At 70.4% G+C, this 14,750-nt stretch carries 10 protein-coding genes; 7 read left to right on the top strand and 3 right to left on the bottom strand.

Annotated features, from left to right (window positions below):
• The first annotated feature begins 25 nt into the window (after positions 1-25).
• The 3 genes from acs (at position 26) to QHF83_RS27490 (ending at position 4,782) form a co-directional block, all read left to right on the top strand.
• Entirely contained in the window at positions 26-1,993 is a 1,968-nt protein-coding gene (gene acs, locus QHF83_RS27500; RefSeq protein WP_282420924.1) for an acetate--CoA ligase, read from the top strand.
• Between the two features lie 121 nt (positions 1,994-2,114).
• The gene (locus tag QHF83_RS27495) at positions 2,115-3,206 is read left to right on the top strand and encodes a hypothetical protein (RefSeq protein ID WP_282420923.1); all 1,092 of its coding nucleotides are present in this window, start codon (positions 2,115-2,117) and stop codon (positions 3,204-3,206) included.
• A gap of 22 nt (positions 3,207-3,228) precedes the next feature.
• The gene (locus QHF83_RS27490; protein WP_282420922.1) at positions 3,229-4,782 is read left to right on the top strand and encodes a serine/threonine protein kinase; all 1,554 of its coding nucleotides are present in this window, start codon (positions 3,229-3,231) and stop codon (positions 4,780-4,782) included.
• An 80-nt stretch (positions 4,783-4,862) separates the two neighbouring features.
• Here QHF83_RS27490 and QHF83_RS27485 read toward each other — a convergent pair whose 3' ends face one another.
• Positions 4,863-5,636 (bottom strand): Stp1/IreP family PP2C-type Ser/Thr phosphatase, encoded by a 774-nt coding sequence (locus QHF83_RS27485; RefSeq protein WP_136933489.1) that lies wholly within the window; start codon positions 5,634-5,636, stop codon positions 4,863-4,865.
• Positions 5,637-5,798: 162 nt separating this feature from the next.
• Positions 5,799-7,118: a S1C family serine protease gene (locus QHF83_RS27480; protein ID WP_282420921.1), complete on the bottom strand. Its 1,320-nt coding sequence runs from the start codon at positions 7,116-7,118 to the stop codon at positions 5,799-5,801.
• 254 nt (positions 7,119-7,372) lie between these two features.
• On the opposite strand from QHF83_RS27480, the gene QHF83_RS27475 reads away from it, so the two are divergent.
• The 4 genes from QHF83_RS27475 (at position 7,373) to QHF83_RS27460 (ending at position 13,958) form a co-directional block, all read left to right on the top strand.
• The gene (locus QHF83_RS27475; RefSeq protein WP_282420920.1) at positions 7,373-7,957 is read left to right on the top strand and encodes a sigma-70 family RNA polymerase sigma factor; all 585 of its coding nucleotides are present in this window, start codon (positions 7,373-7,375) and stop codon (positions 7,955-7,957) included.
• A gap of 4 nt (positions 7,958-7,961) precedes the next feature.
• The gene (locus QHF83_RS27470) at positions 7,962-12,506 is read left to right on the top strand and encodes a VIT domain-containing protein (protein ID WP_282420919.1); all 4,545 of its coding nucleotides are present in this window, start codon (positions 7,962-7,964) and stop codon (positions 12,504-12,506) included.
• 82 nt (positions 12,507-12,588) lie between these two features.
• Positions 12,589-13,056, top strand: coding sequence for a hypothetical protein (locus tag QHF83_RS27465; RefSeq protein WP_282420918.1), 468 nt, complete (start codon positions 12,589-12,591; stop codon positions 13,054-13,056).
• Positions 13,053-13,958 carry a 3-hydroxyacyl-CoA dehydrogenase family protein gene (locus QHF83_RS27460; protein WP_282420917.1) on the top strand — a complete coding sequence of 302 codons (906 nt, stop codon included), beginning with the start codon at positions 13,053-13,055 and terminating at the stop codon, positions 13,956-13,958. Before QHF83_RS27465 ends, QHF83_RS27460 begins: the two co-directional genes overlap by 4 nt.
• A 75-nt stretch (positions 13,959-14,033) precedes the next feature.
• On the opposite strand, the gene QHF83_RS27455 is transcribed toward QHF83_RS27460, so the two are convergent.
• The gene (locus tag QHF83_RS27455) at positions 14,034-14,741 is read right to left on the bottom strand and encodes a tetratricopeptide repeat protein (RefSeq protein WP_282420916.1); all 708 of its coding nucleotides are present in this window, start codon (positions 14,739-14,741) and stop codon (positions 14,034-14,036) included.
• Positions 14,742-14,750: the final 9 nt, after the last annotated feature.

Here is a 14,750-nt window from a genome sequence, read left to right as displayed (position 1 = left end):
CTCCGCGTCCGCCTCGGGAGGGCCCATGTCGAAGGAACCCATCGAAAGCCTGCTGAAGGAGACGCGTCGGTTCGATCCGCCGGCCGAGTTCGCCGCGCGCGCGCGCATCGGCTCGCGTGAAGCCTACGACGCGCTCTACCGCGAGAGCCTCGACGATCCGGACACGTTCTGGCGTCGCGAGGTGAAGGACCTCGTGTTCCGCACGCCGTGGACGCAGACGGTCGAGTGGAACCTCCCGCACGCGAAGTGGTTCGAGGGCGCGACCCTCAACATCTCGGAGAGCTGCCTCGATCGGCACATGTCGACGCCGACGCGGAACAAGGCGGCGATCATCTGGGAAGGCGAGTACGGCGAGACGCGCACGCTGACGTACGCGCAGCTCTACCGCGAGACCGTGCTCTTCGCCGACGCGCTCGCGAAGCTCGGTGTGGAGAAGGGCGACCGCGTGGCGATCTACATGGGCATGGTGCCCGAGGTCGCGGTGGCGATGCTCGCGTGCGCGCGGCTCGGCGCGGTGCACACCGTGATCTTCGGCGGCTTCGCGGCGGACGCGATCCGCGACCGCGTGCACGACAGCCAGGCGAAGGTCGTCATCACGCAGGACGGCGGCTACCGGCGCGGCAACGTGCTCGAGTTGAAGTCGACCGTCGACAAGGCGCTCGCGCAGCCGCAGTCGGCGAGCGTGCAGAAGACCGTGGTCTTGCGCCACCTCGGCAGCGAGAAGTGTCCCGTGCAGATGACCGAGGGCCGCGACGTGTGGTGGCACGAGATCGTCGATCCGAACGGCCACGCGCGCCGCGAGGCCACGATCGTCGACGCCGAGCACCCGCTGTTCATCCTCTACACCTCGGGCTCCACGGGCAAACCCAAGGGCGTGCTGCACACGACCGCGGGCTACCTCGTCGGCGCGCACGTGACGACGAAGTACGTCTTCGACCTGCGGGACGACGACGTCTACTGGTGCACGGCCGACGTCGGTTGGGTGACCGGGCACAGCTACATCGTCTACGGCCCGCTCTCGAACGGCGCGACGTGCCTGCTCTACGAAGGCGCGCCGAACTTCCCCGACTGGGGCCGCTTCTGGCGCCTCATCGAGCGGCACGGCGTGACGATCCTCTACACCGCGCCGACCGCGATCCGCGCCTTCATGCGCCAGGGCGACGACTGGCCGAAGAAGAGCGATCTTTCGAGCCTGCGCCTGCTCGGCTCCGTCGGCGAGCCGATCAACCCCGAGGCGTGGATCTGGTACCACAAGAACATCGGCGGCGAGCGTTGCCCCATCGTCGACACGTGGTGGCAAACGGAGACGGGCTCGATCCTCATGACGACCTTGCCCGGCGCCGCGTCGGCGAAGCCCGGATCGACGGGCCTGCCGATGTTCGGCGTGGTGCCGGACGTGGTGAACAAGGACGGCACGAGCGTCGGGGCGAACGCGGGCGGCATGCTCGTCCTGCGGCGCCCGTGGCCCTCGATCCTGCGCACCGTGTGGGGCGACGACGAGCGCTTCCGCAAGCAGTACTTCAGCGATGTCGAGGGCTGCTACTTCACGGGCGACGGCGCGCGCCGCGACGAGGACGGCTACTACTGGGTCGTCGGCCGCATCGACGATGTCCTGAACGTCGCGGGTCATCGCATCGGCACCGCGGAGATCGAGAGCACGCTCGTCTCGCACCCGGCCGTGGCCGAGGCGGCCGCGGTCGGTCGGCCGGACGACCTCAAGGGCCAGGCGCTCGTGGTCTTCGTTTCGCTCCGCCCCGGGTTTTCAGCGAGCTCGGAGCTCGCGGCCAAGCTCGCGAACCACGTCGGCCAGGAGATCGGCAAGTTCGCCCGGCCCGATCAGGTCCGCTTTGCCGACGCGCTGCCGAAGACGAGGAGCGGCAAGATCATGCGGCGCCTCTTGAAGGACGTGGCCACGGGGCGCGAGACCACCGGCGACACCTCGACCCTCGAAGACCTCAGCGTGCTCGCCAAGCTCCGCACGAACGAGGAGTAAGACGCCCTCCCTCGAACTGCGTCGTTCGACGCTCGGGGCTCTCGCTCCGCGAGCGGAGCTACGCCCCGAACCCCTGCGGTTCTCTTTCCGATCCAGCGCGACCCGCGGTACCCTTTGGGGCATGCGGTCCGCGCTGACGCGTACGTTCTCCGCGATCACGGCTCTCGCCATGCTCGCCGCTGCGTGCCCGGCCCTCGCGCAGGGCAAAGGCGCCGGCAAGAAGCCGCCGGCCGAGCCCGCAGCGCCCGAGGATCCGAAGCTCGTCGAAGCGAAGAAGCACATGGAGGCGGGCGCGGCCTTCTACAACGATCCCTCCGGGCACAAGTGCGAGGAGGCGTATCGCGAGTTCAAGAAGGCCTACGAGCTCTCGGGCTCCATGAACGCGGTCAAGGGCATGGGCCTCTGCGCGATGGAGCTCGAGCGCGACGGCGAGGCGATCTCCCTGCTCGAAAAATTCCTCGAAGCGAAGGGCGATCAGCTCGACCCCGCGGACAAGCAGCAGATGGAGACGGACCTCAAGGCGCTCCGGTCCGTGGTCGCATGGGTGACGCTGAAGTCGGATCGTCCGGGCGTGACGATCACCGACGTGCGCACGCCGGCGCGCGGCTTTCCGATCACGAACCGCTACACGATCGGCCTCACGGGCACGCGCATCGGCATCCACCCCGGCTCGCACGAGTTCAAGGCGAGCGTCGACGGCGCGCCCGATCAGATCTGGAAGGTCGACATCCCGAACGGCGGCAAGTTCGAGCGCGAGTTCGAGTTCGACAAGGGCAAACCCGTGACGGCCGAGGGTTTTACCGAGAAGGACTTCCAGACCGGCCCCGGGGACAAACCCGCGGAAGGGCCCTCGCGCCCCGTGCCGATGACGGTGTTCATCGTGGGCGGCGCGGCGATCGCGGCGGGCGTCGCGGGCGCGGTGATCGGAGGCGTGCTCGCGACGGGCGCGAAGGCCGACTACGACGCGTCGAACGGGAAGGCGAACACCGCATCGGAGGTCGCGACCCTCGAGGACATGCGCTCGAAGGTCGTCACGCTGAACGCGGTCGCGGACGTGTGCTTCGGCCTGGCCGCGGCGGGCGCGGTGGCGGCGACGGTCCTCTTCGTCATGCGGCCCGAGAAGAAGCCGACCGAGCCGCCGAAGGAGTCGTTCGCCTTCGCTCCATGGGCCACACCGCAGGGCGGCGGCATGATGGCCGTCGGGACGTTCTAGTCCGAAGGGACGAGGCGCGCGTTTGGAGATCGAAGCCGGCACCCTCATCGCGAATCGCTACCGCGTGATCCGCCCGCTCGGGCGCGGCGGGATGGGCGAGGTGTTCGCCGCGGAGAACACGCGCACCGGGCGCCAGGTGGCGATCAAGGTGCTGCACGCCGACGCGAAGACGAAGCACTCGGCCGTCGAGCGCTTCCGGCGCGAGGCACGCGCGGCGGGCTCGATCAACAGCGACTACGTCACGCAGGTCCTCGACGTCGAGGAGGACGCGAACTTCGGGATCGTGCTCGTCTTCGAGCTGCTCGAAGGCGAGAGCCTCATCGATCGGCTGAAGCGCACGGGGCCGATCCACTTCGACGAGCTCTACTTCATCCTCGAGCAGGTCTGGATGGGCCTCGCGGACGCGCATCGCGTGAAGATCATCCACCGCGACCTCAAGCCCTCGAACATCTTCCTCGAACGCCGCCCGGATGGCTCCACGCGCGTAAAAATTCTCGACTTCGGCATCTCGAAGCTGCCGAAGGAGATGGAGGGCGAGACGCTCACCGAGATGGGCCAGAGCCTCGGGACGTTCTCGTTCATGCCGCCCGAGCAGATCGGCAAGGCGAAGATGGTCGACGAGCGCGCGGACATCTACGCGTGCACGACGATGATCTACCAGTCGCTCACGGGGCAGCTCCCCTACCTCGCAAAGAACGTGCTCGTGATGGTGGAGATGAAGGCGAAGGCGCCGCCGCGCAGGATCGGCGACGCGATGGATGGCCCCATCGATCCACGGCTCGAAGCGTTCGTCGCGCGAGGGCTCGCGCGTGATCCGGATCAGCGGTTCCAGACGGCGACGGAGGCGCTCGCCGCGTGGCGCGAGCTCTGCCCGCGCTCGTCGGGCGTGCCGTACGTGCAGCCGAACGCGCTCGCGACGGCGCACACGCAGCCCGCGCCGCAGACGGCCCTGTCGATGTCGCGCACGCCCTCGCACGCGCAGGCGCCCTCGAGCGGCGGTCCACGCGGGACGATGCCCTACGACAACGTGACGCGCCATGAGCCGCACGTCCGTCGCCCCGAGCCTCCACCGATCGAGGCGGAGAACACGACCGACGACGCGGCCGCGACGCTGGCGATGCCGATCGCGCGGCTCATGCCGAACCAGACCGGAGGGAGCCCGCAGTGGCCGCCGCTGCCGCAGCCGTCGGGATCGAGCGCGGCGCGGCCGAGCCCCTCGGGATATGGTTCGACCTCCAACAGTTACCCGGGCCTGTCGAGCTCGGGGACGTACGGCGCGGTGCAGCCGCCCGTGCCTGCGTCGCCGAGCGTGCCGCCGGGGTACGGCACGCCGATGCAGACGCCGATGCCGAACGCGGCGTACCCGGACGGCTCGCGGTCCTACGGGCAATCGTCGATGAACGTGCCGGCGCAGCAGGCCCCGTGGCAGCAGCAAACGGGCATGCAGCCCATCGCGACCGACTTCGCGCCGCAGCAAGCGCCGCGTCGCGTGTGGCCCTTCCTGCTCGGCGGCGTTCTGTTCGCGCTGATCGGCTTCGGCATCGTCGCGGCGATCATGCTCTCGACGGGCAAGTGATCGCCGCGCGCGTCGCGCGCACGAGACGTTTCACGCGCCGTGGATGCGGCGCGTGAAACGTAGGTCGGGTTCGCCTTGGATCAGAGCGTCCAGCGGACGAGGACGCACGTGACGTTGTCCGGTCCGCCGTTCTCGTTGGCGCGCTCGATGAGCTTCGCGGTCGCGGTCTTGATGTCGCCGTGGCGCGAGAGGATGTCGGCGATCTCGGGGTCGCTCACGGGGCCGGAGAGGCCGTCGGAGCAGAGCAAGTAGGTGTCGTTGACGGCGGGCACCTCGAAGCGCGTGTCGACCTTGACGGTCTCCTTCATCCCGAGCGCGCGCACGATGACGTTCTTGTGCGGGAAGTTCGCGATCTCCTCGGGCGTGAGGCGCTTCATCTTGATGTAGTCGTTGAGCAGCGAGTGGTCCTCGGTGAGGCACTCGAGCTTGCCGTCGCGATGCCGGTAGACGCGACTGTCACCGACGTGCGCGATGTACACGCCGTCGTTCGCCGTGAAGATGCCGACGAACGTCGTCCCCATGCCGCGCTTCTTCGACTCGCGCTGCGCGGTCTCGTAGATGCGCAGGTTCGCGAGCTTGATGCCCGTGATGAGACGGTTTTCCTCGTAGCCCTTCGTGCGGTCCATCTTGTAGGGCCACGTGCGCTCGGGATCCTCTTGCGTCTGCGCGAAGAATTCTTGCATCGCGTCGACGGCCATCTTCGAGGCGACCTCGCCCGATGCATGACCACCCATGCCGTCGGCCACGATGAAGAGGCCGTACTCCGCCATGATCGCGAAGTTGTCTTCGTTGTGATTACGCTTGCGGCCGACGTTCGTCTCGCCGGCAACCTCGATGCGGAGCTGTTGAGCCACGGTTCACCGAATGTGGGGGACGGAGCGGCTCGCCTTTTCTCGGTACCGATGGGTAGCCGAGAGCCGCGCTCGTCATGGTCGGGATCGTTCGGCGGGGTGTCAACGAGATCCCGCGAGCGGGTCGTCGCGAGTTCGTTTCCACGGGATCAGATGGGACCGATCTTACCTCCTGCGGTCGAGTGCGTCCGCTCTGGGACGGGCTTGCGTGGGGGGAGCCGCATCGCCGAGCGTCGGCAACTCGGCCGGATGCGCAGGCGGCGCCTTGGGTGCGGCGCGCGGATCGGGCGCCTGACGAAGCACGACCGTCACCTGACGATACTTGCCCTGGCCAAACACCGTGAGCGGCACCTTCTCGCCGACCGCGTGCGTCCGGATGACCTCCGCGAGCTGCTCGGGGCTCGTCACGGGCACGCCGTCGACGGCGACGATCATGTCGCTGACGGAAGCGTCGCCGCCCTTGAGCTTGGCCTCGGCCGCGGGGCTGTCCGGGTGGATGCTCTGCACACGGACGCCCTTGGCGAACATGCCGACCTCGGACGAACCCTGGATGCCGAGCCAAGCCGCAGGCGGGACCGCGGTCGGCGGGACCGTGCGCAGGAACGAGCGGATCGCGTTGATCGGGATGCCGAACGCGACGGGGGTGCAGGGGCGACCCTCGTTCGGGGAGCAGCCGCGGCCGAGGAGGGCGACGACGCGCCCGTCCTCGTCGATGATCGGCGCGCCAAGGTCGAGCGGCGAGATGCGCGAGCCGAGCTCGAAGGCGTTCGCGAGCGTGGCGTCGTCGGCGCCGAGGAGGTTTTTCCGGCCGCGGATCACCATCTGCGAGACCGAGGGTTTGCCCTTGGCGCCCATCGCGAAGCCGCGGATGGTCGCGTCGGTGCGGAGCGGGTCGCGCGTGGAAGCGACGAGCCCTTCGGTCCAGCGACCCGACTGCGGGACGAGGAGCGCGAGGTCCCAGGTGCGATCGTGGTGGCCGAGCTTGACGCGAACGACGGAGCCGTCGGCGAAGCGCGCTTCGAGGTCGTTGCCCGAGCCGAGCGGCGAGAGAGCCGCGAGGATGCGGCCATCGCCCGCGAGCGTGGCGCCGAGCGAGAGAGGCTGGCCGGCGCGCTCGATCGCGACGACACCGCGGAGCGCCTTCTCCTCGACGGAGGGTTCTTTCTTCGCGTTGGGATCGGCGGGCGCGTTGGGATCCGCGGCGGGCGCGGGCGGGATGGCGGCGGGCGGAGCGGCTTGCAGCGCGGGCAGTTGCGGCGGCGGCGCGATGCGGCGGGGCGGCGCGTTCGGCTGAGGCCGTGCGACCGGCGGGGCGGCGACGTCGACCGGCGCGACCGCGGGCGCCGGCTGGGCGAAGACCGCGGCGGGGGCCATGAGCGCGAGGACGGCGAGAGAGCTCGCGATCGACCAGCGTTGACGATTCTTCACGCCGGAGGTGTGACCGAACGCGGGGAACTTTTCGGGCGAGGCGGGGAAATTCGTCATGGGAGGCGCTCCTCGAAGCTCGTCGGCGAGATCGGCGCTCGCGCGATGATGTAGCGTGGACGGGGGCGCTGCAAAGGTCGCGCCGTGGGCGGCTGGGCCGCCGGCAGGGGCCGGCGATCTCGATCGATCCTACCACGGCGAGGGGCGGAGCGCCTCGGGTCCACGCGAGGCGTTGGACGGGGATTTGGGGGAATCGCTTCGGTCGCGGTCACAAAAGAGGAGCTCCGAGCAACATGGCAGGCGAAGAGGCAACCATGGCCCCGGGTCTGGCACGTGCAGAGATGAAGGAAGGCCGATCGCACGCCGAAGAGGCGAGCGACATCGAGGAGCTCCTCGCGGCGGGCAACCATCGCGAGGCGCTCGCGCGGTGCGCCCGGGTTTATGCAGCGCCGATCGGTCGGCTTTGCATGGCCTTCACGGGCTCGCAGGCGGACAGCGAGGAGCTCGTGCAAGAGACCTTGCTGGCCGCGTACGACGCGTTCCCGACGTACCGAGCGGAAGGAAGCGTGCGGGCGTTCCTGTTCGGGATCGCGCGTCGCATCTGCGGTCGGTTCTCCGAGACGCAGGCGCGGCAGAAGGCGCGGCTCCGGCTGGTGCACGACACGTCGTCGGGGCGGGCGGACGCGGGCGAGCTCGCGCTGGAGAAGGAGAGAGCGTCTCGCACGCGCGAGGCGCTCTCGAAGCTCAAGCCGAGCGAGCGGGAGGCCCTGGTGCTTCGGTACGACGCGGGGCTCAGCTTCCGAGAGGTGGCCCAGGCGTGCGGGATCGACGAGGCGGCGGCGCGGAAACGCGTGAGCCGCGCGCTCGGGAAGATGCGGGCGGAGATCGGCGAGGAGTGAAGCGATGAGCACGAGCGAGACGAACGTGGGTGGGCTCTGCCGCGAGGTCGAGGAGCGAATCGCCGAGGTGCTGGATGGTTCGGCGCCGAAGGAGCTCTTCGATCACATCGCCGACTGCGACGCGTGCCGGGATCTCAAGTACGACGCGGAGCGCGCGGCGGAGTTCGTGGGGCACGCGGGCGGAGACTTTCGCGCGGACGCGGGCTTCGCGGACAAGGTGCTCGCGCGGCTCGACGTGGAGAACCTGAAGCCGCCGGCCGGCGTGGCGCCGAAGAGCGTCGAGGCCGCGGTGTCGGCGCCGCGTACGGCGAAGAGCGTGGTCGCCGAGGATCGGGGCTCCGAGCCGAGGGCGACGGACATCGCGACGGCGAAGACCGAGATCGCGACCGAGCCGCCGCGGACGCGGACGAACACGTTGGTGTCCAAAGTTTCGGAGAATGGACTCGGTTCGACGCAGCCTTCGGAGGCGGTGAACGAGGAGGTCAAGGCGGCGCAGCCCGCGCAGGCGATCACCGAGCGTGAAGCGCCGCGCTCGCGCGAGCCCGAGGCGAAGAGCGGGACGACGGGAGCCGCGCGCACGGCGCCGCCGCGGACGACGAAGGGGAGCGAGGGGGGCAAGGTCGTCTCGCTCTTTCGCCGCCCGAAGTTCGTCGCGGGGCTTCTCGGCGCGATGGCCGCGGCGGCCGCCGTCGGGTTCTACCTGAAGGGCCCGAAGCAAGGGCCGGAGGAGCTGAGGTTCGAAGCTGCGTGGTCGGGGAAGATCGACTCGATTTCACGCGCGTCCGCCGACAAGGAAGGCGGGCTCGAAGCGTGTGATCCGAACGGCGCGTGCAAGCCGGTCAAGCCGGGATGGGCGTGGAAGAGCGACACGACGCTGCGCACGGACGCGCGCACGCGGGCGTACGTGTCGCTCGCGGATGGCTCGCAGCTCGCGATCGATCGAGGCTCGTCGATCTCGCTCGAGGGCGGCAAGGTGCGTCAGGCGAAGCTCGCCTTTGGGACGATCGTCGCGGACGTGGCGAGCCTGAAGCACGGGCCGTCGGCGAAGATCAGCGTCGATGACGGCGAGGTCGAGGTGGTCGGCACGAAGCTCGTCATGACGGCCAGCAAGGGCCGCGCGAGCGTCGAGGTGGCGCGGGGCGTGGTCCTCGTGCGTTCGGCGGCGTCGGGCAAGCCGGTCGCCGTGCGCGCAGGCGAGGAGGCGACGATCGAGAAGGGTCGTGAGCCGCTCGTGGCGAGCTCGTCGAGCGTCGCGGATTCGCTCGAATGGAGCGATCGATCGCCGGAGGAGCTCGACGCGCCGGTGCTGCGCGGGCTCGGGGAGCTCCGGGCGCGCAAGCCCGGACAAACCAAGGAGAAGGACCACGCGGTGCGGCTCGCGAAGCACTCGGTGAAGGTGCGCATCGTGGACGTCGTGGCGCGGACCGAGGTCGACGAGACGTTCACGAACGACACGGACGAGGAGCTCGAAGGCATCTTCCGGTTCCCGCTGCCACCAGGCGCGCAGATCGAAAAGCTCGCGCTGGAGGTGGACGGCAAGATGATGGAGGGCGCGTTCGTCGACCGCGACAAGGGCGCGGCGATCTGGCGCGGCGTCATCCAGAACGCGGCGCCGAAGACGCCGAAGCCGCGCGAGGAGATCATCTGGGTGCCGGGGCCATGGCGCGATCCGGCGCTGCTCGAGTGGCAGCGCGGCGGACGGTTCGAGCTCAAAATTTTTCCGATCCCGAAGCGCGGGTCGCGGCGCGTGGTGCTGACGTACACGCAGACCGTGGATCAGGCGGCGGGCGTCCGGCGCTTCACCTACCCGCTCGCGCACGATCCGAGCGGGACGACGAAGATCGACGCGTTCGACCTCGACCTGCAGGTGCTCGGTCACGACAAGGAGTTCGGCGTGCAGACGCGCGGCTACGAGCTCTCGCCCTCGGGCGGCGACGCGTCGGCCGAGCGGCGCACGATGAACGCGACGGGGTTCGTTCCGGCCGGTGATCTGACGGTCGAGTACGCGCTCCCGGATCGAGATCGCGAGGCGACCGCGTGGGCCTACCGCATGGAGCCGACGAGCGCGCCGCTGCCGGAGGAGCCGAAGGACGGGCCGGCCGCGACGAAGGCGAAGACGACAGAGGAGAAGGACGCGGCCGCGGCGGCGCGGGCCATCGCGTTCGATGCGTCGCCGTACGTGGCGATCGCGCTCCGGCCGAAGCTGCCGCGATGGCAGGAGGCGAAGGAGCGCGTACACGCGATCGTCGTGGACACGAGTCGGTCGATGGTGGGCGAGCGTTTCGCGCGCGCGACGCGGCTCGCCTCGACGATCGTGCGCGAGATGGATCGGCGCGACTCGTTCGTGCTGCTCGCATGCGACACGGTGTGCCGGCCGATGACGCAGGACGGCCGCAGCGGTTTGCCCACGCCGAGCGCGCCGGGCGCAGCGGCCGCGGGCGAGGTGGAGCGTTTCCTCGGGAGCGTCGAGCCGGACGGCGGCAGCGACATGGCCGCGGCCGTGAGCGCGGCGCGGAGCGCGGCAGGCTCGCTCGGCGGCAAGGAGATGCGCATCCTCTACCTCGGCGACGGCACGCCGACCGTGGGCCCGACGCGGCCGTCGCACATCGAGGCGGCGGTGCGCAGCTCGCTGCCGGGCAGCGATGGATCGGTCGTGGCGGTGGCGATGGGCGCCGACGCGGATCTGACCTCGCTCGCGGCGCTCGCGCGCGGCGGCGGCGGCGTGGTGGTGCCGTACGTGCCTGGGCAAAAGGTCTCGTCCGCGGCGCTCGACGTGCTCTCCGCGGCGTACGGCGTGACGCTGCGGGATCCGGAGATCGAGCTGCCTTCGGGGCTCACGCAGGTCACGCCCGGGCGGCTCGATCCGATCCGCGCCGGCGGCGAGACGTTCGTCGTGGCGCGCATGTCGAGCGGCGACGCGATCGAAGGGGCGATCCGGCTGCGCGGCCGCGTCGCGAGCGAGCGCTTCGAGCAGACGTACCCGATCAAGATCCTCGCGACGTCGAGCGCGGGCAACGCGTTCGTGCCGCGGCTCTACGCCGCCGCGAAGATCGCGGAGCTCGAGAACACGGGCGGCGCGGCGAGCAAGCTCGCGGCGATCGAGCTGTCGAAGCGCTTCGCGGTGGCGAGCCGCTTCACCTCGCTGCTCGTGCTGGAGAGCGAGGCGATGATGAACGCGTTCGGCCTCGAACGAACGCGCGTCGCGCCGACGTTCACGGGCGAGGAGCTCGCGCAGAGCTCGAACGCGGACGCCGAAGGCGAGGAGAAGGCCGCCGACCCGGCGAAGGAAGAGGCCGAGGCCAGCGGGGAGCTCGACACGCGGGGCCCTGAGAAGTCGAAGAAGGGCGGGGCGAGCGCACCTGCTGCCGAGGCCCCGTTCGATGCGTTCAACGACGACACCGCAGCGGCGCCTCCGCCGCCTGCCGCGCCCGCAGCGACCGCGACGGCGGCACCGGTGACGGCAGCGCCGGCGCCGAAGCCCGCGTCGAGGGCCACCAGCGGCGAAGGCTGGGGCGGGGGCGGCCGGGGAGACAGCGGCATCGGCAGGCCCGGCGGCTGGCGAGAGCGGCGCCCGCCGCAACGGCTGGTCCCGATGCGTCGAATCTTTGAGCGCAAAGGATCGTTCGAGGCGCTGAACACGCTCGCCTCGCAGAACGCCTCGAAGCTCCTCGCCGCCGAGAGCGCGCTCGCGAGCACGCCCGACAGCCGCGACAAGACCGTGGATCTCTTCGCGCTCTACGCGACGGCCGGGCGCCTCGGCGAGGCGCAGGAGCTCACGGCGAAGTGGAGCGGGCGCGACGCGCTCGATCCGGACGCGCTGACGGCGCGCGCGGATCTCGCGGCGCGGCAGGGCGATCGAGAGCGCGCGATCCGGATCCTCGGCGGCCTCGCGGACGTTCGTCCGGGCGATCGCGCCACGCAGACGCGGCTCGCGAAGATGCACGAGGCCTCGGGCAACCACGCCCTCGCCTGCGAGCACCGCATCGCGCTCGCGGACATGGCGCCCGGCGAGGCGAAGCTCGTCGCGGACGCGGTGCGCTGCGCGAACACGCTCGGCATGACGGAGCTCGCGAGCCTGCTCAAGCTCGACGCGAGCGAGACGGTGCGCGCCTCGATCGACAAGCTCCTCGCGCTGCCCGGAACCCCGCCCTCGTCCTTGCTCACCGGCGACATCCAGGTCTCGGCCGAGTGGACGGGCGGCGTGGACCTCGACATCGGGCTCATCGACGCGCAGGGCCGCCGCACCTCGTGGCTCGGCTCGCCTGGCAAGGCGCTCCTCAGCGCGCGGGACGTGACGAGCACGCGGACCGAGGCGCTCGGGCTCGTGAACACGCCTTCGGGCAGCTACGTGGTCGAGATCGCCCGCGCGTCGGGCGCGGACCAGAACATCCCGGTGCGCGGCGAGCTGACCCTCAAGCTCGCGGGCGAGACGCGGAAGGTGCCGTTCGTGCTCACGGGTCCGCGCGCGGAGGTCGGGACGATGCGGGTGTTCTTCACCTCTCGCCTGGTCCCGGTCACGGACGCGCCGTTCAATCCCTGGGGTCCGTGAAAGGGCCGGCCCCCCGGAGCGCGCATCGGCCGGGGGGCTTCCCATGGACTTCGGGCCGGAAGTGGGGCATTCCCTCCCCACCATGAGCGCAGCGCACGACGCCCACGGAGATCACGCCGCGGGCCACCACGCCTCCCACGATCACGACCACTTCGACAACGATCCGGTGCAGGAGCTGCCGGCCGACGAGCCGCGCACGCCCACGTGGATCCCGATCGTGGGGCTCTTGCTCTTCTTCTTCGCGGGCACCGCGTGGCTGCTCTCCGGCAGCGGCGACGAGGCCCAGCCGAAGACCGACAGCGCGCCCGCACAGGTCGCGCCGCAAGCCGCGCCGCAGCCCCAGGCGCAGCAGCCGCAAGCGCTTCCCGCGCGCGCGCTGCCTGCGGCGCCGCAGGCGCGTCCGACCCCGGCGCCGGTCGGCTCGGGTGGCCTGCGTCAGCTCACGCCGGAGCAGGCGAAGCAGATCCAGCAGCAGATCGAGGCGCTCCGCGCGCGGCAGCAGCAGGGTGGCGCGCCGCAGCCGCAGCCCGCGCCGCCGGTGCCGCGATGAGCGAGGTGATCCAGGCTGCGGACGTGCGTCGCGTCGTGGTCCTCGGCGCGGGCACGATGGGCCAGGGCATCGCGCAGGTGACGGCGCAGGCCGGGTACGTGACGCACCTCTACGACGTGGATGCGGCGCGGATCGGGCGCGCGATCGAGTCGATCAAGCAGGCGACGGATCGGCTCGTGCAGAAGGGCAAGATGCTGAACGAGGCGCGCAGCGAGCTCATCGGCGCGCTCGTGCCCACGCCGGATCTCGCGCAGGCCTGCAAGGACGTGGACCTCGTGATCGAGTCCGCGCCCGAGCAGATGGACCTCAAGGTCGGGCTCCTCCGCGAGGTGAAGGCGCTCGCGCCGGAGCGCGCGATCCTCGGGACGAACACGTCGAGCCTGTCGATCACGGAGATCGGCACGCGCACCGCGGCGGCGGCGCGCACGATCGGCCTGCACTTCTTCAACCCGCCGCCCGTGATGGAGCTGCTCGAGGTGGTGCGGGGGCTCGGCACGGACGAGGGCGTCGTCGCGACGTGCCTCGCGATCGCCAAGCGCATCGGCAAGACGCCGATCGTCGTGAACGACATGCCCGGGTTCGCGACGAGCCGGCTCGGCGTGGTGATCGGCGCGGAGGCGATGCGCATGCTGGAGAGCGGCGTGGCCTCGGCGGAGGACATCGATCGGGCGATGGAGCTCGGCTACCGGCACCCGATGGGCCCGCTCAAGCTGACGGACCTCGTCGGCCTCGACGTGCGGCTCCTGATCCTCGAGCACCTGCACCGCGAGATCGGCGAGCAGTTCCGGCCGCCCGCGATCCTGCGGCAGATGGTGCGCGCAGGCAGGCTCGGCAAGAAGAGCGGCGAAGGGTTTTACCGCTGGACCGAGTCGGGCCCGGTGGCGATCGCGCACAAGCGCTGACCCGACGCGGACAAAACACGAAGGCCCGCTGGCTCTCACGCCGGCGGGCCTTTCGTTTTGGGCTCAAACGGATCGTTACTTGTTGAGCTTGTCCTTCTTGGCGTTCTCTTCCGCCTCTTTTTCACGCTCGGCCTGGCGCTTCTGGATGCGCTCCTTCACGGCGGCGTAGTCCTTCTCGTCCTTCACGCGGCGGTCGATGACCTTCTGCCGCTCCTCGGGCGTGCCCGCGTATCCCTTCGCGTCGGCCTGGTCCTTGAGGAACTGGGCGTACTTCGCCCACGCCTCCTTGCCCACGTCGAGCTTGCGTTGACGCTCGCGAAGGTCGGCCAGGACGAAGAGCACCTTGGACTTGAGATCCGCGGGGCCGTCCTTGTTCAGCGCGGCGCTCCACACGGCCTCGGCCTCCTCGGGTTTGCCCGAGGCGAGCTGCGCCTCGCCGAGCCGGTAGAAGGCGAGCATCTTCGTCGAGTCGACCTTGATCGCGTCCTGGAACGCCGTCACCGCGCTCGGGAAATCACGCGCGACGAACGCATCCTCGCCCTTCTTGATCGCCTCCATGTAGGGGCTGATCCCCATCTTGTTCGCGGGATCCTTGAGCGGGCCCGCGGGCGCCGTCGGGGCCGTCGGAGCCGCCGCGCCCGCAGCAGGCTTGGCCGGGGCAGGCTTGGCCGCGTCGGGCTTGGCCGCGTCGGGCTTCGCAGGCGCCGCGCCCTGGCCGAGCGCCGTTCCGGCGAGCGCGAGCGAAGAGATCACGAGGGAGGCAACGAGCAGACGGCTTGCCATGGCTCGAGC

It is taken from the genome of Polyangium sp. 15x6 (assembly GCF_029960785.1).
GTDB lineage: Bacteria > Myxococcota_A > Polyangia > Polyangiales > Polyangiaceae > Polyangium.
This window is presented reverse-complemented; position numbering and strand designations above follow the sequence as displayed.

Excerpts from the sequence above, each read along its gene's own strand:
- QHF83_RS27475 (WP_282420920.1), top strand. The coding sequence starts at position 7,373 with ATGGCCCCGGGTCTGGCACGTGCAGAGATGAAGGAAGGCCGATCGCAC.
- QHF83_RS27480 (WP_282420921.1), bottom strand. The coding sequence starts at position 7,118 with ATGACGAATTTCCCCGCCTCGCCCGAAAAGTTCCCCGCGTTCGGTCAC.
- QHF83_RS27460 (WP_282420917.1), top strand. The coding sequence starts at position 13,053 with ATGAGCGAGGTGATCCAGGCTGCGGACGTGCGTCGCGTCGTGGTCCTC.
- QHF83_RS27470 (WP_282420919.1), top strand. The coding sequence starts at position 7,962 with ATGAGCACGAGCGAGACGAACGTGGGTGGGCTCTGCCGCGAGGTCGAG.
- QHF83_RS27465 (WP_282420918.1), top strand. The coding sequence starts at position 12,589 with ATGAGCGCAGCGCACGACGCCCACGGAGATCACGCCGCGGGCCACCAC.
- acs (WP_282420924.1), top strand. The coding sequence starts at position 26 with ATGTCGAAGGAACCCATCGAAAGCCTGCTGAAGGAGACGCGTCGGTTC.
- QHF83_RS27455 (WP_282420916.1), bottom strand. The coding sequence starts at position 14,741 with ATGGCAAGCCGTCTGCTCGTTGCCTCCCTCGTGATCTCTTCGCTCGCG.
- QHF83_RS27495 (WP_282420923.1), top strand. The coding sequence starts at position 2,115 with ATGCGGTCCGCGCTGACGCGTACGTTCTCCGCGATCACGGCTCTCGCC.